We start from the raw sequence: 20,692 nt of genomic DNA on the forward strand, positions 1-20,692 counted from the left end.
CTTGACCTGGGTCAGACGGCTGCGGTGCTGTCGGCGTTGTTGGCGCTGCCGCTGCTGTCACTGCCGTGGGCGCGGGCCGCCTCGCGCATGCGTGCCAGCTCGCGTGCGGGCAGCGGGATGTCGCCGCTGGCGACCTTCATCAGCAGGCAGTGCAGCATTTCGGTGGACAGGCCGTGTAGCACCAGGCGGTGGCCGGCGCGCAGGGTGGACAGGGGCACCAGCGGGTGCTTGTTGTTGAGCATGACCAAGTGCTCGGGCGAGGCGAGGATCTTGGCCGCATAGATGGCCACGGTCTCGTCCAGCTGCAGCGAGTTGCTGGCGCGCCAGAAGTCGTTGTCGGTCAGCAGCAGCTGGTAGACGGGCGTGTAGACCTCGATGGCGCTTTGCAGGTCCAGCAGGTTCAGGCGCCCGCGCGGCATGTCCTCAAGGCGCAGGGGCGGGTTGCGCAGCATGGCGAAGTCGGGCTCGGCCACGGGCTGCAGTTCCTGGCCTGCGGCGCGCAGCGCGTTGTTCAGGCGGATGACGAAGTTGAACAGGTTCAGGTCGTGCCTGAGGAACAGGTCGTCCTTGATGTCGTCGATGCTGTCCGGCTCCAGCGGTGTGGTGGACACGGGCGTGGGCGCGTTGGCCGCGACAAAGGCCAGGATCTGCGAGCCCAGGTGGAAGTGGCGCAGGATGAGCCAGTTGGCCTCGGGCGAGACGAAGCGGTTCATGCTGAAGGCCAGCAGCCGGTGCAGCAGCCTGGAGTGCGCCCAGTTGCGCGGCAGCAGCACCTTGAGGATCTGGATGAGCACGATGCTGGTGCGTGCCAGCGGCCGCAGGAAGGGCAGCAGGTACTGGCGCGAGCCGCTGCTGCAGTCACGCAGCCAGGCGGCCTTGACGTCGTCGGGCAGCGGCGTGCTCTGGTCCAGGTACAGCGCGCGCCAGGGGCTGGGGTCGCGCTCGTCGTGGGGCGGTTCGATGAAGTCTGGTGGTTGCATCAGTGCTCCTCGGGCAGGACATGCTCGAACTGCATCAGGTACAGCGCCGCCGTGTGGCGCGCGGTGCGTACGATGGCCTGCGCCGCCGTGCCCCCGCTTCCGTCTGTGTCGTCCAGCGCCATCACCATCTGCACGGCCATGAGCCAGCGCTCCAGGTGGTGTTCGTCGTTGGCGCCGTGGTATTCCAGGAAGCGGAAGGCATCGGGCGGCAGCGGCAGGCTGGCGCGCAGCAGCGGCAGCAGGCTGGGCACGATGCGCTGGCCCGTGCCTTCGATGATGTAGATGGCGCCCAGCAGGCCGATCGGATTGGGCGTGGCGGCCAGGCCGTGCAGGTAGGCGTTGAGCGCCTCGCCGCCGGGGTTGCGGCGCAGGCGGGTAAGGTCGGTCTCGGTGCCGCCGGCCTTGAGGTAGTCCTCGTGCAGGATGCGGAAGTCGTTCTGCTCCTCGCCCGCATGCACGTCGATCAGCGCGGCCAGCGCCGCGTGCTCGCCGGTCAGCGATGCCGCGCCCTCGCGCATCCACAGGCTGCCCTCGCGCACCTGGGGAACCCAGTGGCTCATCCAGCGCACGTAGTCCGCCGTCTGCAGCCTGCCTGTGCGTATGCGCTGCAGCAGCGGCGTGCGCCACACGCGTGAGCGGTAGTCCTGCCAGAGGCTGGCCAGTTCGGTCAGCAGCGGCGCCAGCGTGGCCGGGGCCTGGTTCGGGTCGTGGGGCGGGGCGATGGTGGAGACATCGGGCAGCAGGTCCGGGGCAGCGGGAGCTTCGGCGGTGGCACTGCGTGCTGCGGCCGTGGCCGGGGTGGCGGTGGGAGCCTGGGCCGCATCCTCCACTTCCAGCAGCATGTAGCCGGCCGTGAAGCGGCCCGATTCGGGAATGAAGCACAGCACGGTATCGCCGTGCTTCAGGCGTGCCGATTCCGTGCGCAGGAACTCGGACAGCATCACGAAGATGGAAGCCGCGCCCGTGTTGCCACGCCAGGCCAGGTTGCTCCACCAGCGCTCGCGCGGGATGCCGAGCTGGGCCTTGCCCAGCAGCTCATCGACCACGGGGATGAAGCGCTCGGACGAGTAGTGGCACAGGAAATGGTCGATGCCGCGCTCAGGCACCCAGCCCGTGTGCGCCAGGTGGGCGTATTCGTGGATGCAGACATCGAACAGGTGCGGCAGCAGGCGGATGTCCTGGCGCAGCGACAGCGCGCCTGCTGCCTCGGCATCGCCCCAGGCGGCAAAGTCCAGGTGGCTGGTGGCGCGGTCGGGCGTCAGGCCCAGTTGCATGCAGACCGGGTAGTCGCCCGCAAAGCTGCGCAGGTGCGTCCAGCGCAGCTTCAGGCGCAGGCCCGGCGCCTGGGGCAGGGCCTGCGGGCCGCCCAGCAGCACGGCGCCTGCGCCATCGGACAGCATCCAGCGCAGGAAGTGGGCATCGAAGTCCGTGTTGTATCCCTGGGCCGCGAAGCGCGAGCGCTTGAACAGGCGCGAGGGCATTTCGCTGGCCACGGCCAGGGCCAGCGAGTCGGGCGCGCGGTCCACGGCCTGGGCCGCTGCCTGCAGCGCGCCCACGCTGGCGGCGCAGACGCCGTGCACGGACAGGGTCTCCATGGGCGGCGCGGCCATCTCGCCCTGGATCATGTTGGCAAAGCCGGGCATGAGTGCATCGCCGCCCGACGAGCCGCTGGCCAGGAAGCCGACATCGCCCAGCGCACGCCCGGCCTGTGCCAGGCAGTCATGGATGGCCTGGGCGGCCATGGCCGTGTTGCTGTGGACGGTGCGGCCTTCGGCGTCTATGGCGTAGTGGCGCTGGACAATGCCGTTCTCGGCCAGGATGCGGCGCTTGAGGCGCTCGGACAGGCGGTTGAGCGGCGCCACGTAGGCATCCATGCCTGCGTTGTCCACGGGTTCACCGGGCAGGAACATGCCTGCGGCATGCAGATAGACGTTGGAATAGGCGACGGGCATGGGTTCAGGGTCGTATCAGTCGTATGTTCCGGGAGGCATTTGCGCACGCGTGCGCGCCGGCGGCCAGACCGTGCCGAGCACGAAGACGCGGGCCATGTAGGGTAGCAGTCCGCCTTCGTTGAGCGCAGGTGCCACGCGCTGGCGGTAGTGTTCGCTGTGCAGGCGCGTGAGCTCGGACCAGTGGGCCTGGGGCCGCTCGTGGTGGGCCGTGTGCAGGCCGATGTTGAACAGCAGCGGATTGACCCAGCCCTCGAAATTGCGCGCGTAGTTCAGTGGCGTGGCGCTGTCCATCCGCTGGCCGCGCGTCAGCGGCCGGCCATCGGCATGGGCGTGCTGCAGGTAGTTGGTGGCCAGCAGCCAGTGCAGGCCATGCAGCTGGGGAACGATCACCAGCAGCAAGGCCTTTTGCCAATCCAGCGACATCAGCAGTGCCCAGCTGCCCAGCCACAGCAGGTACTGGCCCATGCAGTAGCGAAAAGCGCCGGGCCAATGCCGCCGCAGCTGGCCCAGCCAGCGCAGGAACAGCGGGTACAGCACCCAGCCGGCCTGCAGCGGGTGGAGCAGGTAGCCCAGCAGATGGTTGTGGTCGCCGCCGAAGCGGTAGGTGCGTGCCATGTCGCGCGGGCCGTGGCGGAAGCGGTGGTGGTTGGCCACATGGGCGGGCCAGAACACAAAGGTCGGGTGGCCCTGCAGCAGGGTCAGCCAGTAGTCGGTGAAGCGGTTGGCCCAGCGCCCGCGCCACATGCGCAAATGCGTGTGGTTGTGGTGGATGACGCCCACGCCCAGCGTGAGGAACAGCTCGATCCCGTAGAGCCACAGGTTCCAGCCATGCTGCCACTGCCACCACACGATCAGCGGCAGCGCCACCAGATAGGCCAGCGACTGCAGGTCGCGCCAGTGGCGCAGCCGGGGCAGCCGTGGCTGGACGTGGCGAGCAGGCGGTCGGCTCATTCCGTCCTGGGCCGGGCCGTGGCGGGCAGTGCCACGCGCGTGCGCATCAGCCGGTCCATGAAGGCCAGCGCAAAGCCGTAGTTGCCATTGGGCCGGGCATGGTGCAGATGGTGGCGCCGGCTGGCGGCCAGCGCATGCGTGTCGGACACCCCGGGAAAGAAGTCATAGTTGGAGTGGCCTATGACGTTCAGCAGCAGGCTGAGTACCGGCACCGAGGCCAGCGACCAGAAACTGAAGTCATGCACCACCATGGGCAGCAGGATGACGTTGCCCAGCATCAGCGCCTCGATGGGATGGAAGCTGTAGGTGGACCACGGCGTGGTGACGATGGAGCGGTGGTGGTCACCATGAAAGCGCCCCAGCAGCCGCGTATGCAGCAGGCGGTGGTTGATCCAGAAGTGCACATCGTTCCAGATCAGCAGCACCACGATTTCGACGGCAATGCGCCAGGGGCCTGCATCGGGCTCCAGCCGCGCCCAACCCAATTGCAGAAGGCCCCAGGGCACGATCATGCCGATGCCGAAGATCAGCACCGAATGCAGCGACTGGCGCCATTCGCGGCGCAACTGGTCGGGCTTGAGCGGGCGCGTGTCCAGCACGCGGCCCACGCCGCGCCGCTGCAGCCAGCGCGTGAGCGCCGTCATGCCCCAGCCGCCGGCCGTGTACAGCACGCCGAAGAAGAGCAGGCCCCAGGCCATGACCTGCCAGGCGTTGAGTTCGGTGAAGGCTTGGGCAGCGGTCATGGCAGTGTGATCAAGCACGTCATTGCGCGTGGATTCCCTGTTCGCGGATGATGCGGCCCAGTGCCGTCACGTCCTGGCGTATGCGCAGGGCCAGGCCCTCGGGTGAGCTGCCGACAGCCTGCCAGCCCTGGGCGGCCAGGCGTGCACGCATCTCGGGCGAGCGCACGATCTCGCTGACCGCTTCGGCCAGCTTCTGCACATGGGCGGCGGGCATGGCCTTGGGCGCGGCCACGGCGTTCCAGATCTCCAGATCGAAATCCCCCACGCCCAGCTCCTTGAGGCTGGGCAGTCCCGGCGCCAGCGGGCTGCGCGCGGCCGAGGTCACGGCCACGCCGCGCAGCTTGCCGGCCTGCACCTGGGCCATGGCCAGTGCGGGCGGCAGCATGGACAGCTGCAGGTCGCCCCCCTGGATGGCGTTGAACACCTGCGGATAGCCGGGATAGGGAATGTGTTCGGGCCTGAGCGCGGAGCGGCTCTTGAGCAGCTCCATGCCCAGGTGGCCCACCGTGCCCACCCCTGGGGAACCGTAGCTCCAGCGGCTGCCAGCCTGGGCCGCGGCCTCCAGGAAGGCGCGGCCCTCGGGCGCGCCGGCCGGAGCCACCAGCACCAGGGGCGCCACGCCGATCAGGCTGACGGGCTGCAGATCCTTGACGGGGTCGTAGCGCACGGCCGGGTTGAGCAGGCGGGCAATCGTCAGGTTGCCGTTGATCATCACGCTGAAGGTATGGCCGTCGCGCGCACGGGCCACCTGCTCGCCTGCGATGTTGCCGCCTGCGCCCACCTTGTTCTCGACGATGACGGGCTGGCCCAGGCGCTTTTCCAGCGGCTCGGCCAGTGCGCGCGCCGTGAGGTCCGGGGAAGATCCTGCGGGAAAGCCGACGATCAGGTGCAGCGGCTTGCTGGGCCAGTTGTCGCCCGCCACGGCAGCGCAAGGCAGCAGGGCCGAAGCCAGGGCGGTGGCCAAGGCATTGGCGAAGAGGCGGCGTAGTGGCGAGATGGCGCTGGCGGGCATGGGGTACGTGGGGGCCGCAAAGGATGCGGGCAATAAAAAACCCGGAGATTATCCGGGTTTGTCTTGAAGCGGCCTGTCAGCCCAGGCCGTCAGGCCATCAGGCGAACTCGGCCAGGGCCTTCTTCATCTTCTTCATGGCAGCCACCTCGATCTGGCGGATGCGCTCGGCGCTGACACCGTAGACGGCGGCCAGCTCATGCAGCGTCATGCCGCCCGAGCCGTCGTCGTTGACCTTGAGCCAGCGCTCCTCGACGATGCGGCGGCTGCGGTCGTCCAGCGAATCCAGCGCCATGGCAATGCCGTCGGTGGCCAGGTGGTCGCGCTGGCGCGACTCGATCATGGCCGTGGGTTCGTGGGCGCCATCGGCCAGGTAGGCGATGGGGCCGAAGGCCTGCTCGCCATCGTCGCTGGGCGAGGGGTCCAACAGCACGTCGCCACCGGCCAGGCGCGTTTCCATCTCCATGACTTCTTCGCGCTTGACGTTGAGCTTCTCGGCCACGGCGTCGATCTCGCCCGAGGTCAGCGTGTCACGCAGCATGGCGCCGTCCTCGGCCATGGCGGCGTCGGACTTCAGGCCCTGCTTCATGGAACGCAGGTTGAAGAACAGCTTGCGCTGGGCCTTGGTCGTGGCGACCTTGACCATGCGCCAGTTCTTCAGGATGTACTCGTGGATCTCGGCCTTGATCCAGTGCATGGCGTAGCTCACCAGGCGCACGTTCTGATCGGGGTCGAAGCGCTTGACGGCCTTCATCAGGCCCACGTTGCCTTCCTGGATCAGGTCGCCGTGCGGCAGGCCGTAGCCCAGGTACTGGCGCGAGATGGACACCACCAGGCGCAGGTGGGACATCACCAGACGCCCTGCGGCATCCAGATCGCTGTGTTCTTTGAGCTTGCGGGCGTAGTCCTGCTCTTCCTCAAGGGTGAGCATGGGCAGGCGGTTGACCGCGGAAATGTAGGCATCCAAATTGCCCAGAGGCGGCACCAGGGCCCAGGGGTTAGCGGGTGCCAAGGTGGTCGCAATGGAGCCGGAGGCGTTTGTCATTGCAGAGTTCCTTTCTTCCATTCCTTCATATTAGCACTCGTTATGACCGAGTGCTAAAGCCAAAGTTCCGTGGGTTTTTCAGATGGTTGCACTCATTTTTGGAGTGCCAAAAGTCGTTTGTGCCTAGTCTGAGCGATTTTTGGAAACCCTGCTTGCCAGCGGTGGGCGCATATTGCTGGGAGAGCATTACAGTTTTTCCAGCAGGCTTTCAATCTGCCGGCCCAGTTGCAGCAAGGCCGGGTGCAGCTCCTGCACGATGGCCGGCAAAGGCTCCGTGGTGGAGACGCTGCAGTTCAGGACATAGATGGCATCGGGTGTCACCAGCGGCGTGGCCAGCGCAACCACTTCCGGCTGCCACGATGCGGCGCAGAAGCCTTGGCTTTTCACGGACTTGATCGCCGCCTGGATCTGCTGCTCCAGCGCAGGCCATTGGGCGCCCCTCTTGAGCCTGAAGCTGTCGAGCAAGGCCTTGCGCCTGGCCGCTGGCGCTGCTGCCAGGTAGGCGCGCCCCAGCGACGTCAGTTCCATGGGAACGCGCTGGCCCGAGACCACATGCCTGAGCACGATCCGGCGGTTGTAGCGGATGGATTCCAGGTAGACCATCTCGTCCCGGTCGGGACATGCCAGGCCCACGTTGATCCGGCGTGTCTCGGCGAGGGTGCGCATCAGGGGCGCCGCAATCGACAGCACCGTCGAGCCCGTGCTCGAGCTTGCCGCGCCCGTTGCCGGCGAGGGACGTGCCCGGCAGCTGCTTTCCAACATCTGGGAGCTTGAACGGGCGGGCTGCCTTGCCGGCCTCGCGGCCTGACAAGGCTGCATCGCTTGTGGATTGCAGCCTGGCCGTCAGCAGGCCTGTGACAGCTGCTCCAGGATCGCCGGGTTCTCCAGGGTGGAGGTGTCCTGCACGATGGGCTCGCCGCGTGCAATGCTGCGCAGCAATCGCCGCATGATCTTGCCGCTGCGGGTCTTGGGCAGGTTGTCCCCGAACCGGATGTCCCTGGGCTTGGCGATCGGCCCGATCTCCTTGGCCACCCACTCCCGCAGCAGCCTGGCGATGTCGGCCGCCTCGGCGCCGCTGGGCCGCGAACGCTTGAGGACGACGAAGGCGCATATGGCCTCTCCCGTCGTGTCATCAGGCCTCCCCACGACGGCGGCCTCCGCCACCAGGTCGGTCATGGCCACCAGGGCGGACTCGATCTCCATCGTGCCCATGCGGTGGCCGCTGACGTTGAGCACATCGTCGATGCGGCCGGTGATGGTGAAGTAGCCGGTGCGCGCATCGCGGACCGCGCCGTCTCCCGCTAGGTAGTAGCGGCCCTTGAATTCTTCGGGAAAGTAGCTGGCGACAAACCGCTCGGGATGGCCCCAGATGTTCCTGATCATGGAGGGCCAGGGGCGCTTGATCACCAGGATGCCGCTGTCGCCCCAGGGCAGCTCGTTGCCGGCCTCGTCCACCACGGCGGCGGCAATGCCCGGGAAGGCCAGCGTGCAGGAGCCGGGCACCAGGTCCGTGGCTCCGGGCAGCGGCGTGATCATGTGCCCGCCCGTCTCCGTCTGCCAGAACGTATCGACGATGGGGCAGCGGCCCCCGCCCACCTGCTCGTGGTACCAGTGCCAGGCGGCGGGATTGATAGGCTCGCCCACGGACCCCAGGATGCGCAGGCTGCCCAGGTCGTAGCGCGCGGGATGCACCTGCGCATCGGCGTCGGCGGCCTTGATCAGCGAGCGAATGGCCGTGGGCGCCGTGTAGAAGACCGTGACCCCATGGGCCTCGATCATTTTCCAGAAGCGTCCCGCGTCCGGGTAGGTGGGCACGCCCTCGAACACCACCTGCGTGGCGCCCAGCGCCAGCGGGCCGTAGGCGATATAGGTATGGCCGGTCACCCATCCGATGTCCGCCGTACACCAGAAGACATCGCAGGGCTGCAGGTCGAAGGTCCAGGCGCAGGTCACGGCGGCATGCAGCAGATAGCCTCCGGTGGCGTGCTGGACGCCCTTGGGGGTTCCGGTGGAGCCCGAGGTGTAGAGCAGGAACAGCGGATGCTCGGCCTGCACCCATTCCGGTTCGCAGACATCGCTCTGGGCTGCGGTGATTTCTTCAAGCCACAGGTCCCGGGGCTGGTGCATGGCGATGGTGCCGCCCGTGCGCCGTGCCACCAGCACGTGGCGGACCTGCTCGCAGCCGGGCTGGGCCAGGGCCTCGTCCACGATGCTCTTGAGAGGCAATTGCCGTCCTCCCCGCACTTGCTGGTCTGCCGTGATGACGGCGCAGGCCCCCGTGTCCGCAATGCGGTCGCGCAGCGCCGTGGCGGAGAAGCCGCCGAACACCACGCAGTGAATGGCACCTATGCGTGCACAGGCCTGCATGGCGGCCACGCCGTCAATCGACATGGCCATGTAGATGACGACGCGGTCGCCCTTGCCGACGCCCAGGCTGCGCAGGGCGTTGGCCAGGCGATTGACCCGGGCAAGAAGCTGCGCATAGGTCACCTGCGTCACCGCGCCATCGTCGGCTTCGAAGATGAGGGCCGTGCGCTCGCCCAGCCCCCGCTGGATGTTGCGCTCCAGGCAGTTCCAGCTGGCGTTGAGCGTGCCGTCATTGAACCATTCGTAGAACGGGGCGCGGCTTTCATCGAGCACGCGCGTGAACGGGCGCTTCCACGCGACGAACTCGCGCGCGAGCCGGCCCCAGAACGCCTGGGGGTCGGCGTCCGCCTCCGCGACGAGCCGGTCATAGGCGGCGCGCCCGCTCACGCGCGCATTGCGGGCCAGCTCTGCAGATGGGGGATAGGACGGTGCAAGGGACGGTGCAAGGTCTTGGCTCATGGTGGTTGTCTCCTGGGTCTAGAAATCAAGGGGGCACGAAGCCGGCGCAAAAAAACTCCGGCGCAAAGGCTTCGGCGCAAAGGCTCAGGCGCAAGGCCCCGGGGCGTCAGTCCCCGCAGTGCCGGCCTATCCAGCCGGCAATGGCCGCCACGCTGCGGAAGTCGTCGCAGGAGCGGGCCGGAATGTCCGGATGGCGCTGGTTCCACAGGCGTGCCAGCGCCTGGCCGGGGCCGATCTCCAGAACGCACCGCACCTGGCGTGCGGCAATGCTGTCCATGCAGTCGTCCCAGTGCACCGTGCCCGCTATCTGCTCGGACAGGGCTGCACGGGCGCCTGCGGCGTCACGCACCCGCCGGGCCGTGTTGCTGAAAAGCGCCACGGCGGGCGCGTGCACGGCCACCTGGCCCAGGTCCTGTGCGAAGGCCTGTGCGGCCTGTCGCATCCACGGGGTGTGGGAAGCCACCTGCACGCGCAGCCGGGTGGCATGCGCGCCCTGGCGCACTGCCAGCGCCTGCGCCTGCTCCAGCGCCGCATGGGGGCCGCCCAGGATGAGGTTCTCTGGGCCGTTGCGTATGGCCACGGCCAGTCCGGTCGTCTCCAGCAGGGCGGCCATGCGCGCGGGCGGCAGGCCGCTGACGGCCAGCAGCCCGCCGCCGGGCATCTGCTGGGCGCAGCGGTCCATGGCCGCCGCGCGGCGCGCGGCCAGGGCAACGATGTCGCAGGCATCCAGCGCGCCCGCGGCACCGAATGCGGGCAGTTCCCCCACGCTGTAGCCCGCCACGGCCGAAGGCGCGGGCAGTTGCGGGGACAGCTGCATCCACGCGGCCATGGCCAGGCCCGCCAGCAGCGGCTGGGCCACGGCGTTGGACTCGGCCCACGGCGCATCCGCCAACCTGTCGCGCCAGTGCGAAACCTGCAGCTGTTCGCAGACTGCCTGTGTCCATGCATCGTCCGCCAGCCAGGGGAGCATGGCGGGATGCTGCGTACCCTGGCCCGAAAACAGCAGTGCAAAGCTCATGGCCGCTCGCAGACACGCAGCACCCAGCAGGCCGCCGCCAGGGTATCGGCCGCGCCGCCCGGTGAAAGGCGGCGCGCCACGAAATCGTCGCAAATGGCCTGCGCCCTGGACAGGCCGTCGGGATGCGCGCAGCCGCCCGCCTGGAGAAAGCGCCGCGCGGCATCCTGGCCTTGGCGCAGCCCCTGCATGCCCGCGCGGTGGGCGAGGTTGCAGTCGTCCAGCACCGCCATGATGTGGAACAGGGCCTCCAGCCGCGCCAAGGGAGCGGGCAGCCCGCTGGCATGCGCTCTGGCCAGCGCCGGCACGGCGGTCTCGAACAGGACGGGGAAACCCAGGGCAGCCTCCTGCGAGGCGCCCCGCAGGCCGTGGCGGCGCGCGGCGATGCCACCGGGCAGGGCGGAGGCCCGCAGGCTGCGCTGCTGCAGCGCATCGCCCCAGTGGCGGCACAGGGCCTCGCGCAGCCATGCGGCGCCGGGAATGCAGGCCTGCTCGGCCAGCACCGCGCCGCCGGCCGCGCACAGCAGGCCCAGCATGAAGACGGCGCCACGGTGGGTGTTGATGCCGCCGGTGGCGGCCAGCATGCGCTGCTCCGCCTCGATGCCCAGGCGCTCCAGCACGGGAAACGATGCGCCCTGGCTGCCTGCCTGGGCCATTTTGGGGAAGTAGCTGCGCAGCGCGAACAGGCTGCGCATGAAGCTGTGGGCATCCATGTCGTCATGGCTGCCGCGGTCCACCAGGGTCACCAGGCCGGGCTTGGGTGTCAGCGACAGCTCGTCGTAGAGGGCCAGCGTGGCCGCGCGGCCGATATGCCCGGTCGATGGCAAGGCCCGGGCCGGGTGGAGAAGGGCAGGTTTCATGCAGGAACTCCAGGCGCCGCAGCCGGCGCACACCATTCATGGTCTTCACGCAGTGCCACCCCGTGCAGGCCCTTGACCAGGACCGATCGCACCCTGCCTGCACGCCAGGCGGCCCATTCGCGCCAGGCCACGGCCCAGCCGCCGGGAAACACCAGCTCGGCATCCACGCGCGGGCCTTCCTGCGGCATGGCCTGCAGCAGGCGGGCCAGCCGATCGCCCTGTTCGGCGCCATCGACCGGAACCCAGAGGTCGATGTCCGAGCCGGGCCGCAGATAGGGCAGGCCCGTGATGCACTGCCACCCGTGGCTGCCGAAGACAAAGCCCGTCGCGCCGGCAGCGCGCAGGCACTGCTGCAAGGCGCCGTATGTGGCGAGGGGAGAGGCCGAGTGCGAGATCGTGTGCGAGGCCATCAGCTCGCCCAGCGAGGGAAATTCGCGGGTGCCGATGGCCGCGCCGCGCGCCACATCGAAGCCCATGCGCCGCCGCTGCCAGCGCCCGGGCGCAGGCAGGCCCAGCGCCATCAGGCCGGCGGCGGCATGGTCGGCCGACTGCCGCGCGACCACCAGCGGCAGTGCATGGTCGCGCCAGTGCGTGAGGATCTCGCGCGCCTGCGCATCCCAGGGGCGTTCCAGCAGGTCCGCCCAGGCCTGGGGGCCGAGGTTCACCAGCTGGTGGCGGTGCAGGGTGTCCAGCATGCTGCGGCCTGCCTTCATCCAGCGGCCAGAACGCGCTGCACCACCTCGGCGGCCAGCTTGCGGCCGCCGCGCTCGGCGCCGTCCAGTGCGCGCATGTCCTCGCGCGGGCTGTGGGCCAGGGCGTCGCGCAGCGCCGCCTGCAGGTCGCCTTGCCACAGGCCGCGCACGCCGCCCATGGCCACGTAGTTGCCCACGCCGGGCGCGAACACCGGGTTGGACTCGGACAGGGCATTGAGCAGGGACTCGGGCAGCTTGGTGATGCGCGACATGGCGGGGATGCGCATCACGCGGATCTCGGCCTCGGGCAGGGCGTAGCAGGCATCGGCGATCAGGCCCGAGGTGATGAAGCCGCCCGACAGCGCCTGGTCATAGACCAGGCCGATGACGCGGTGGCCCTGGCGCCGTGCCAGGTCGATGCAGGTGCCCAGGTGGGCCATGGCACGGTTGATGCCCAGCAGCTCGTCATGGCGGCGCAGTTGCTGGCCCTGCGTGTCGATCAGCAGCACGATGGGGCGGCCAGGGTGCGCGCCGACCGTCTCCAGCACCACCCGGGCCTGGGCCAGGGCCAGCCGCACGCCGATGGGCGCGTGGCCCGTGGTGCCGACGATGGTGAGGGGCTGGCCATCGAACACGGCGTGGCCTTCGAGGAAATCGCCGTTGGCGTGAATCTGGTGGCCCGGGCCGAACAGGTGCTCGGCAAGTGTGTTCCATTGCATGGCGGCTACTCCTGTGAAATGCCCGTGGCGGGCGTCGTGCGCAAGGCACGCACGGCGGCGGCGTCCAGGTCGGGCACGCGCCAGGCGTCGGGCACGCCCAGGGCCTGCCACAGGCGCATGGCCTCGTCCTGCGGGCCGATGGCGCTGCCCGCCTTGAGGGCGTCCAGGGTGTCCAGCCGCGCGCGCAGCAGCGCATGCTCCTGCAGCAGCCCTTCAAGACTCACCGGACGGGAGTGGTCCAGCGCGGCGATGGCGGCGGCGCGGAAGGCCTCGACATCGTCGGCCACCAGCGCATCGCAGTCGCCGCACAGCCAGCGGTGCTTGCCGCCCGTGGTGCGCCAGACCAGGGCGCGGTCGCGCGCATCGAATTCATCGACGCCGTGCGAGGCCTCGATCACCTCCGGTCCCGACATGGCCAGGCGGCCGATGTCGCTCATCACCACCTGGTCGGCGCAGCGCGCCACGATGCCCATGCCGCCGAAGCAGCCGTTGGCTCCGCCGATGAGGACCACCACAGGGATGCCCGAGGCGCGCACGTCCAGCAGGGCGCGCATGACCTCCGACACCGCGATCAGCCCGGCATTGGCCTCATGCAGCCGAACGCCGCCCGACTCGGCCAGCAGCAGCACGGCCGCGGGCCGCTCCAGCTGGGCGCGGCGCAGCAGGCCCACGAGCTTGGCGCCATGCACCTCGCCCACGCCCCCGCCCATGAATTCGCCCTCCTGCGCGGCCACGAACACCGTGCGCCCGCCCAGCAGGCCCCGGCCGATGGCCACGCCGTCGTCAAAGGCGCTGGGCACGCCCAGCTGTGCCAGATGCGGGCTGGTCAGACGCTCGGAGGGCGGCAGCCATTCATGGAAGCTGCCGGCATCCAGCAGCTTCGCCAGGCGCTCGCGCGCCGTGCATTCCGCGTAGCTGATCATGGCCGGCCTCCCTGCAGTTCGGCCAGGGCCTGGTCCAGCCGCAGGCTGACCACGGCCGGCGTGGCCCCCATGTCGTTGATGGACACGCGCACGCCGCCCACGGGGTGGCGCTCGCGGAAATCCTCCACCACGGCCTGCCAGATGGCGCCGAAGCCGTGTGCCGAGGTCTGCACCTGCACTTCGCAGCCATCGCCGCCCGTGCTCTCCAGCATCACCTCCAGGTTGCCCGAGCCGACCACGCCGACCAGGACGGGGGCAAAGGCGCCGGCCGGCCGGCCGCCTGCGAAGCAATAGCTCAGGGACTCCAGCCCTGCGGGTATCTCGCTCATATCGTCTCTCCTACCAGTTCCTGAATCGGCGGGGAGGCTGGTACAGCCCGCCCGAGGCCTGGGCCAGATCGCGCATGCTGCGCGCGGCCAGCAGATTGCGCGTGGCCTGGCGCGGGTCGATGCCCAGGTCCTGCGGACGGCGGATCACCCCGCGGTCACGCAGGTTCTCCACCATGCGACGGTCGCGCGCCAGGCCCACGGCCGTGTAGCCGGCCACGCCGCGGATGGCCTGCTCGCGCTCTTCGTCGCTGCGGCACAGCAGCAGGTTGGCAATGCCTTCCTCCGTCAGGATGTGGGTCACGTCCTCGCCGTAGATCATGATGGGCGGCAGGTCCATGCCGGCCTGCTCCTGCAGCGTCCAGGCATCGAGCCGCTCCACGAAGGCGGGCTGCATGTGCTCGCGGAAGGTCTCCACCATCTGCACCACCAGCTTTTGCCCGCGCGGCGTGCCTGCCGCGCCGCTGCGGCCCGCCCGCGCCTCGCGCCCGGCCTTGAGCCAGGCGGCGCTGGCATGGCGCCGGCCGCGCGCGTCCGCGCCCATGTTGGGGGCGCCGCCGAAGCCGGCAATGCGCCCCAGCGTCGCGGTGGAGCTGTTGCCGTCCAGGTCGATCTGCAGCGTCGAGCCGATGAACAGGTCGCAGGCATAGTGGCCGGCCGCCTGGCAGAAGGCGCGGTTGCTGCGCAGGCTGCCATCGGCGCCGGTGAAGAACACGTCCGAGCGCGCCCGGATGTAGTCCTCCATGCCCAGCTCGGAGCCGAACGAATGGATGGACTCCACCCAGCCGGCCTCGATGGCCGGTATCAGCGCCGGATGCGGGTTCAGCGCCCAGTGCCGCGCAATGCGGCCCTTCAGCCCCAGCGATTCGCCATAGGTCGGCAGCAGCAGCTCGATGGCCGCCGTGTCGAAGCCGATGCCATGGTTCAGGCGCTGGACCTCGTACTCGGCGTAGATGCCCTTGATGGCCATCATGGCCATCAGCACCTGGATTTCGCTGATCTGGGCCGGGTCGCGCGTGAACAGCGGCTCGATGACGTTGGGCCTGGGCGCCTGCACGACGAAATGCACCCAGTCCGAGGGAATGTCCACGCGCGGCAGCGCCGTGGTGGTGCCATCCACCATCTCGTTGACCTGGGCGATGACGATGCCGCCCGAAAAGGCCGTGGCCTCGACGATGGCCGGCGTGTCCTCGGTGTTGGGGCCGGTGTACAGGTTGCCCTGGGCATCGGCCGCGTGGGCCGCCACCAGGGCCACCTTGGGCGTCAGGTCCACGAAGTAGCGCGCGAACAGCTCCAGGTAGGTGTGGATGGCCCCGATCTCCAGCTGCCGGGCCGAGACCAGTTTGGCCAGCCGCGCCCCTTGCGGGCCGGAGAAGCTGAAGTCCAGCCGCCGCGCGATGCCGTTTTCAAACACATCCAGGTGCTCCGGCAGCGCCAGCACCGACTGCACCATGTGCAGGTCGTGCACCTGCTGCGGATCGAGCTGGACCAGGGCGCGGGCCAGGAAGTCGGCCTGCTTCTGGTTGTTGCCTTCGAGGCAGACGCGGTCGCCGGGCGCCAGCACGGCGTGCAGCAGCTCGGTGATGGCGCCGGCATCGACGCGCTTGCCGGCCAGGCGCGGCCCGAGGGCGGCCTGGGCGCGCGCCAGCCTGGCGGCGCGCTCCCCGGCTTTGAGGTTCCAGGAGGGGTCAGTCATGGGGTATCAGGGGTTGGCGTGACATGGAGGGGGCAGGGGGCGGGCGTCCCGGTCGAAGTGCCTGGCTAGAGGACCACGAACAGCAGCCACACGAGCAGCGGCGCCACCAGGGTGACAAGGCCGCCGTAGACCATCAGCTGGCGGAAGAAGCGGTCGCGGTCCACGCCCTTGGCATTGGCCAGGACGAGGGCGCCGTTGGTCGAGAAGGGGCTGACATCCACGATGGTCGAGGACACGGCCATGGCCGCGATGAAGCCGACGGCGCTCACATCGGAGCCGCCCTGCAGGAAAGGCACGGCCAGCGGAATCAGCGAGCCCAGCACCGCCGTCGAGGAGGCGAAGGCCGACACCACGGCGCCCACGAAGCACAGCAGCAAGGCCGCCACCAGGGGCGAGGTCAGCTGCGCCACGCTGTGGCCTACGAAGTCGATGGTGCCCATCTTGTCCATCACGCCCACATAGGTGCTGACACCCACGATGAGCATGATCTCGGGCCAGGACACCTGGCCCAGCGCGCGCTTTTGCAGGTTGGGCGCCATCAGCGTCAGCACCAGGCCGATGGTGATGGAGACAAAGCCGATGTCCTGCTTGAAGAACAGGGTGAGGACCGCGAGCGCCAGCAGGCCGACCACGGTGGCCACCTGGTAGCTGCGCGATTGCGGGGCGGCGTCCTGTTCAGGGGCGGCGCGCATCAGCGAGTCGCTGGAGCGTGCAGCCGTGTTGCGCTCCTCGGACAGGGCCTCGCCTTCGGCGTCGCCATACACCTGGGCGCCGCCCTGGGCATGCGAGACGCGCGGCGTGGCGGGCACGCTGCCATCGGCGTCGGCCTTCATGCGCATCAGCCGGGCGCCGCCCATCAGGAAGAACAGCAGCACGGCCACGGCCAGGTTGACCCCCATGCTGGCCAGCATGGTGGCCATCTCGTTGAGCGGCAGGCCCGCCTTGGCCACGATCTTGTTGGTGATGCCGCCGTAGATGCTGATGGGCGAGAAGCCGCCGCCCTGCGCGCCATGGATCACCAGCAGACCCATCATCAGCGGATTGATGCCGTACTTGGCGGCAAAGCCCAGGGCAATGGGCGCGATGATGGCCACGGCCGCAGGGCTGACGGCGCCCACCGCCGTCAGCAGGGCCGCAATGAAGAACATGATCCACGGTATGGCGGCAATGCGCCCGCGCACGGCGCGCACCGCCATGCGGACCAGCCAGTCGATGGTTCCGTTGTTCTGCGCCAGCGCGAACAGGTAGGTGATGCCCGCCAGCGTCAGAAACAGGTCGGCGGGAAAACCGCCAATGATGGCCTTGGTCCCCATGCCGGCCACCAGGGTGCCGACCAGGAAGGCCCCGACAAAGGCCAGCAGGCCCATGTTGATGGGCAATGCCGTCGCCAGGACGAACATGCCTATCAACGCGCCAATCGATATCCAATGGGAATTCATGCGATGTCTCCGGTTTTTTATGCGCCTGCAATACGTGTGCATGCTGGTATGCACGGTACGCGGCGGCCCGGAGCGCATCAATAAAGCGCGAGCGCCAACAATTACGCAGAGAGAAACAATGAAGGGTTAACCCGGCGAAGCGGGGCTGCCGCCCCCGGCATGCCGGGTCAGCCGAGCTGCCCGTCCGCGAGGCGGCACACGCTGAGCAGGGCCAGCAGGTTGGGGTCGCGTTCGCGGGAGCGCAAAAAGGTCAGCACGATGGTCTGGCGCATCAGGTACCTGGCCTGTAGCGGTATCAGCTGCACCTTCTGCGGCATCACGCCGCGCACACGCCCGGGCAGCAGCGTGTAGCCGACGCCGCCGCTGACCAGGTTCATCAGCGAGAAGATGTCATCCGTCTTCATCACCACGTTGGGCGTGAAGCCGGCCACCCGGAAGGACTCGATGAAGCCGCCATAGGTCGCAAAGCCTTCGCCCAGGCTCACGAAGTTCTCGCGCGCCATGGCGCCCAGATCGACCTCGGCCAGATGCGCATAGGGCGAGCCCACGGGCGCGGCAAAGAAAATGTCGTCCTCGAACAGCAGCTGCGTCTGCATGTCGGCGGCGTTGTCCGGCATGGCCATCAGCGCCGCGTCCAGCGTTCCGTTGCGCAGCCGCTCCAGCAGGCCGGCGTTCGAGCCCAGCACCAGTTCGGTCTGCAGATCGGGGCGGCGCAGCTTCAGCGCCATCACCAGCGCCGGCACGGTGCGGTTGGTCAGGGAGTACAGCGAGCCGATGCGGATGCGGTCCGCCGAGTAGCCTGCCACCTCGCGCGTGGCGCGTATGCCCTCGGACATGGTGGCCAGCACCTCCCTGGCGACATCGGCCAGGGTCTGCGCTGCCTCGGTGGGCTTGAGGTTGCGCCCCTCGTGCCGGAACAGGGCGCAGCGCATGCCGGCCTCCAGCGCATGCAGGGCGCGGTGCACGCTGACCGAGCTGGTCTCCAGCCGTTCCGCCGTCTTGGCGAGATTGCCTGTCTCCAGGAAGGCGAGCAGCACCTCGAGTCTGCGGAAGGTTATTTCGTCATCGATTCTCAGGCTCATGGCAACGTCACGCTCTCATCGTGGGGGACGGGCGGATTGTGGCGTTGATCGCGTTGCGTGCACAGACTCCGGTCTGTGCGGGGGCCGGGGCCCCGGGTGGCTCACGATGCGGATTGGCTGCGCTGGATGCTGCGGATGTCGAAGGCGCCGCCGGTCTGGGCCTGGTCGCTGGTGGTGACGGCCTGCTTGCCGAGCAGGGGGAAGACCAGCTCGGCAAAGCGGATGGACTCCTCCAGGTGCGGGTAGCCCGAAAGCACGAAGCTGTCCGCGCCCAGCGCGGCGTATTCGCGCAGGCGCTCGGCCACGGTGGCCGCGTCGCCGACCAGGGCCGTGCCCGCGCCGCCGCGCACCAGGCCCACGCCGGCCCAGAGGTTGGGCGCCACCTCCAGCCGGTCGCGCCGCCCGCCGTGCAGCGCGGCCATGCGCGACTGGCCCACGGAGTCCATGCGCGCATAGCCGGCCTGGGCGCGGGCGATGTCCTCGTCGGTGAGCTTGCTGATCAGGCGCTCGGCATCGGCCCAGGCCTCCTCGTTGGTCTCGCGCACGATGACGTGCAGCCGCACGCCCAGGCGGACCTGGCGGCCCTGCTGCGCGGCGCGGCGGCGGATGTCGGCGAACTTTTCGGCCACGGCGGCGGGGGGCTCGCCCCAGGTGAGGTAGGCGTCCACCTGGCGCGCGGCCAGGTCGTGGGCGGCGTCCGAGGAGCCGCCGAAGTACAGCGGCGGATGCGGCTTTTGCACCGGAGGAAAGAAGTTGCGGCCCTGCTTGATCTTGAAGTATTTGCCGTCGAAATCCACGGCCTCGTCGGCCAGCAGGCGGCGCCAGATGGTCAGGAATTCATCGGCATAGGCATAGCGTTCGTCGTGGGCCAGGAAGATGCCGTCGGCCTCCAGCTCGGTGGCATCGCCCCCGGGCACCACGTTGAGCAGCAGGCGCCCGCCCAGGGCCTGGTCCAGCGTGGCGGCCTGGCGCGCGCTGGACACGGGCGCGCCCAGCGAGGTGCGCAGGGCCACCAGCAGCTTGATGCGCTGCGTGACGGGCACCAGGCTGGAGGCGACCACCCAGGGGTCCAGGCAGGAGCTGCCGGTGGGGATCAGCAGGCCGTCGTAGCCCAGCTCCTCGGCCGTGACGGCGATCTGGCGCATGTAGGCGTTGGTGGGGGCTCGGCCGAAGTCGGAGGTGCCGAGGTAGCGCGTGTCGCCCGAGGTGGGCAGGAACCAGAAGATGTCTGGCGATGCGTGGGGGTCTTGGCTCATGGGATCTCCGGGGACGATGGAAAAGACGGTGGCGCGGCCTCGCCCGGCACCTGGCCCAGGCGCTGCAGCCGCGCGCGCACCACGCTGCGGCTGATGCCCAGCTGGCGCGCGGTCTGCACCTGGTTGCCGCGGTTGCGCTGCCAGGCCTTGAGCAGCAGGGCGCCCAGCACGTGCTGCTCCAGGCCTTCGGCATGCACGTCGCACAGGCTGTCCAGCGCTTCGCCCAGGGCCAGTTCGGCGGCGGCGGCCTGGGCGCCGTGTTCGGCCTCGCGCGTGGGGACGGGATCGGGCTCGCCCTGGCTGCTGGCGATGTGCAGGTCGCCCGCGCCGATGTGCATGCCCTGGGTCAGCAGCAGGCTGCGGTGGATGACGTTCTCCAGCTCGCGGCTGTTGCCGGGCCAGTCGTGTTCCAGCAGCTTGCGCTGCGCGTCCTGGCTGAGTGCCATGGGCGCGTAGCGCATGCGCTGGCAGTAGCTCGCGATGAAGTGGCGCGCCAGCGGCAGGATGTCGGCCGGGCGCTGGCGCAGCGGCAGCACGGTGAGGGTGACGACATCGAGCAGGTAGTACAGGTCTTCGCGAAAGCGCCGCGCCGCCACCTTGGTGTGCAGCGGCGCGCTGCTGGCCGCGAGCACGCGCACATCGGCCGGCGTGCGCTGGCTGGCGCCGATGCGGGTGACCGCCCTGTCCTGCAGCACGCGCACCAGCTTGCTCTGGATGTGCAGGGGCAGGTCGTCGATCTCGTCCAGCAGCAGGGTGCCGCCGTGGGCGTCCTCGAAGCGGCCGGGCAGGTTGCCGAAGGCCCCCGTCAGCGCACCGCTTTCGTGGCCGAAGAGCTCGGCGTTGATCAGGGCCTCGGACAGCGCGCCGCAGTTGACGGCGACAAAGGGGCCGTGGCGGCGCGGGCTCAGGCGGTGGATGTGGCGGGCCACCATTTCCTTGTCGGCGCCGCTGTCGCCCAGGATGAGGACGCCGGCCTCGCTGGCGGCCACCTGTCCCATGGTCTTGAGCAGGGCCTGCGAGGCCGGGTCTTGCAGTATCCAGGGCGCGGGCGCGGCGCCGTCATCGTGCGCGGCAGAGGCTGCGGGCGCATGCACGGTTGCAGGTACGGGCGCAGGTACGGGCGCAGGTGTTGCCGAGGACTTGCCGGGCGGCCAGGTGGGCAGACGGGTGTTCATGGC

The 20,692-nt window shown here is 69.3% G+C and carries 19 protein-coding genes; all 19 read right to left on the reverse strand.

The window, feature by feature from the left end; translation table 11 throughout:
* Positions 1 to 11: 11 nt before the first annotated feature.
* Entirely contained in the window at positions 12 to 980 is a 969-nt protein-coding gene (locus tag ACUTR7_RS15210) for a DUF6999 family protein (RefSeq protein WP_088166208.1), read from the reverse strand.
* Positions 980 to 2,932 (reverse strand): StlD/DarB family beta-ketosynthase, encoded by a 1,953-nt coding sequence (locus ACUTR7_RS15215; RefSeq protein ID WP_071954482.1) that lies wholly within the window; start codon positions 2,930 to 2,932, stop codon positions 980 to 982. The genes ACUTR7_RS15210 and ACUTR7_RS15215 overlap by 1 nt, the downstream gene beginning before the upstream one ends.
* A gap of 15 nt (positions 2,933 to 2,947) precedes the next feature.
* Positions 2,948 to 3,883 (reverse strand): fatty acid desaturase, encoded by a 936-nt coding sequence (locus ACUTR7_RS15220; RefSeq protein WP_445609167.1) that lies wholly within the window; start codon positions 3,881 to 3,883, stop codon positions 2,948 to 2,950.
* Positions 3,880 to 4,626: a sterol desaturase family protein gene (locus tag ACUTR7_RS15225; protein ID WP_043824659.1), complete on the reverse strand. Its 747-nt coding sequence runs from the start codon at positions 4,624 to 4,626 to the stop codon at positions 3,880 to 3,882. The genes ACUTR7_RS15220 and ACUTR7_RS15225 overlap by 4 nt, the downstream gene beginning before the upstream one ends.
* Positions 4,627 to 4,645: 19 nt before the next feature.
* A complete protein-coding gene (locus ACUTR7_RS15230; RefSeq protein ID WP_034390683.1) occupies positions 4,646 to 5,638 on the reverse strand; it encodes a Bug family tripartite tricarboxylate transporter substrate binding protein in 993 nt (330 codons plus the stop codon).
* A gap of 97 nt (positions 5,639 to 5,735) precedes the next feature.
* Positions 5,736 to 6,680: an RNA polymerase sigma factor RpoH gene (gene rpoH, locus ACUTR7_RS15235; protein ID WP_012203622.1), complete on the reverse strand. Its 945-nt coding sequence runs from the start codon at positions 6,678 to 6,680 to the stop codon at positions 5,736 to 5,738.
* A 186-nt stretch (positions 6,681 to 6,866) separates the two neighbouring features.
* Positions 6,867 to 7,346 (reverse strand): IclR family transcriptional regulator domain-containing protein, encoded by a 480-nt coding sequence (locus tag ACUTR7_RS15240; RefSeq protein WP_445609168.1) that lies wholly within the window; start codon positions 7,344 to 7,346, stop codon positions 6,867 to 6,869.
* Positions 7,347 to 7,523: 177 nt separating this feature from the next.
* Entirely contained in the window at positions 7,524 to 9,506 is a 1,983-nt protein-coding gene (gene acs, locus ACUTR7_RS15245; RefSeq protein WP_445609169.1) for an acetate--CoA ligase, read from the reverse strand.
* A 106-nt stretch (positions 9,507 to 9,612) separates the two neighbouring features.
* Positions 9,613 to 10,524, reverse strand: coding sequence for an acyltransferase domain-containing protein (locus ACUTR7_RS15250; protein WP_445609170.1), 912 nt, complete (start codon positions 10,522 to 10,524; stop codon positions 9,613 to 9,615).
* Positions 10,521 to 11,381: a triphosphoribosyl-dephospho-CoA synthase MdcB gene (mdcB, locus tag ACUTR7_RS15255; protein WP_445609171.1), complete on the reverse strand. Its 861-nt coding sequence runs from the start codon at positions 11,379 to 11,381 to the stop codon at positions 10,521 to 10,523. The genes ACUTR7_RS15250 and mdcB overlap by 4 nt, the downstream gene beginning before the upstream one ends.
* Complete coding sequence (mdcG, locus tag ACUTR7_RS15260; protein ID WP_445609172.1) at positions 11,378 to 12,076, reverse strand: malonate decarboxylase holo-[acyl-carrier-protein] synthase; 699 nt, start codon at positions 12,074 to 12,076, stop codon at positions 11,378 to 11,380. The genes mdcB and mdcG overlap by 4 nt, the downstream gene beginning before the upstream one ends.
* 14 nt (positions 12,077 to 12,090) lie before the next feature.
* Positions 12,091 to 12,792 carry a biotin-independent malonate decarboxylase subunit gamma gene (locus ACUTR7_RS15265; protein WP_202758613.1) on the reverse strand — a complete coding sequence of 234 codons (702 nt, stop codon included), beginning with the start codon at positions 12,790 to 12,792 and terminating at the stop codon, positions 12,091 to 12,093.
* Positions 12,793 to 12,797: 5 nt separating this feature from the next.
* The gene (locus ACUTR7_RS15270; RefSeq protein ID WP_198818873.1) at positions 12,798 to 13,715 is read right to left on the reverse strand and encodes a biotin-independent malonate decarboxylase subunit beta; all 918 of its coding nucleotides are present in this window, start codon (positions 13,713 to 13,715) and stop codon (positions 12,798 to 12,800) included.
* On the reverse strand, positions 13,712 to 14,044 hold the full coding sequence (gene mdcC / locus ACUTR7_RS15275) for a malonate decarboxylase acyl carrier protein (RefSeq protein ID WP_216294834.1): 333 nt from the start codon (positions 14,042 to 14,044) through the stop codon (positions 13,712 to 13,714). The genes ACUTR7_RS15270 and mdcC overlap by 4 nt, the downstream gene beginning before the upstream one ends.
* A 10-nt stretch (positions 14,045 to 14,054) precedes the next feature.
* Entirely contained in the window at positions 14,055 to 15,737 is a 1,683-nt protein-coding gene (gene mdcA / locus ACUTR7_RS15280; RefSeq protein WP_034390705.1) for a malonate decarboxylase subunit alpha, read from the reverse strand.
* Between the two features lie 65 nt (positions 15,738 to 15,802).
* Positions 15,803 to 17,176 carry an SLC13 family permease gene (locus ACUTR7_RS15285; RefSeq protein WP_012203696.1) on the reverse strand — a complete coding sequence of 458 codons (1,374 nt, stop codon included), beginning with the start codon at positions 17,174 to 17,176 and terminating at the stop codon, positions 15,803 to 15,805.
* 167 nt (positions 17,177 to 17,343) lie between these two features.
* Positions 17,344 to 18,258, reverse strand: a complete 915-nt coding sequence (locus ACUTR7_RS15290) for a LysR family transcriptional regulator (RefSeq protein WP_012203697.1) — start codon at positions 18,256 to 18,258, stop codon at positions 17,344 to 17,346.
* A gap of 101 nt (positions 18,259 to 18,359) precedes the next feature.
* On the reverse strand, positions 18,360 to 19,514 hold the full coding sequence (gene ssuD, locus ACUTR7_RS15295; RefSeq protein ID WP_445609173.1) for an FMNH2-dependent alkanesulfonate monooxygenase: 1,155 nt from the start codon (positions 19,512 to 19,514) through the stop codon (positions 18,360 to 18,362).
* On the reverse strand, positions 19,511 to 20,689 hold the full coding sequence (locus ACUTR7_RS15300; protein ID WP_445609174.1) for a sigma 54-interacting transcriptional regulator: 1,179 nt from the start codon (positions 20,687 to 20,689) through the stop codon (positions 19,511 to 19,513). The genes ssuD and ACUTR7_RS15300 overlap by 4 nt, the downstream gene beginning before the upstream one ends.
* Positions 20,690 to 20,692 lie beyond the last annotated feature (3 nt).

Source organism: Delftia sp. NA_296.1 (genome assembly GCF_052692095.1).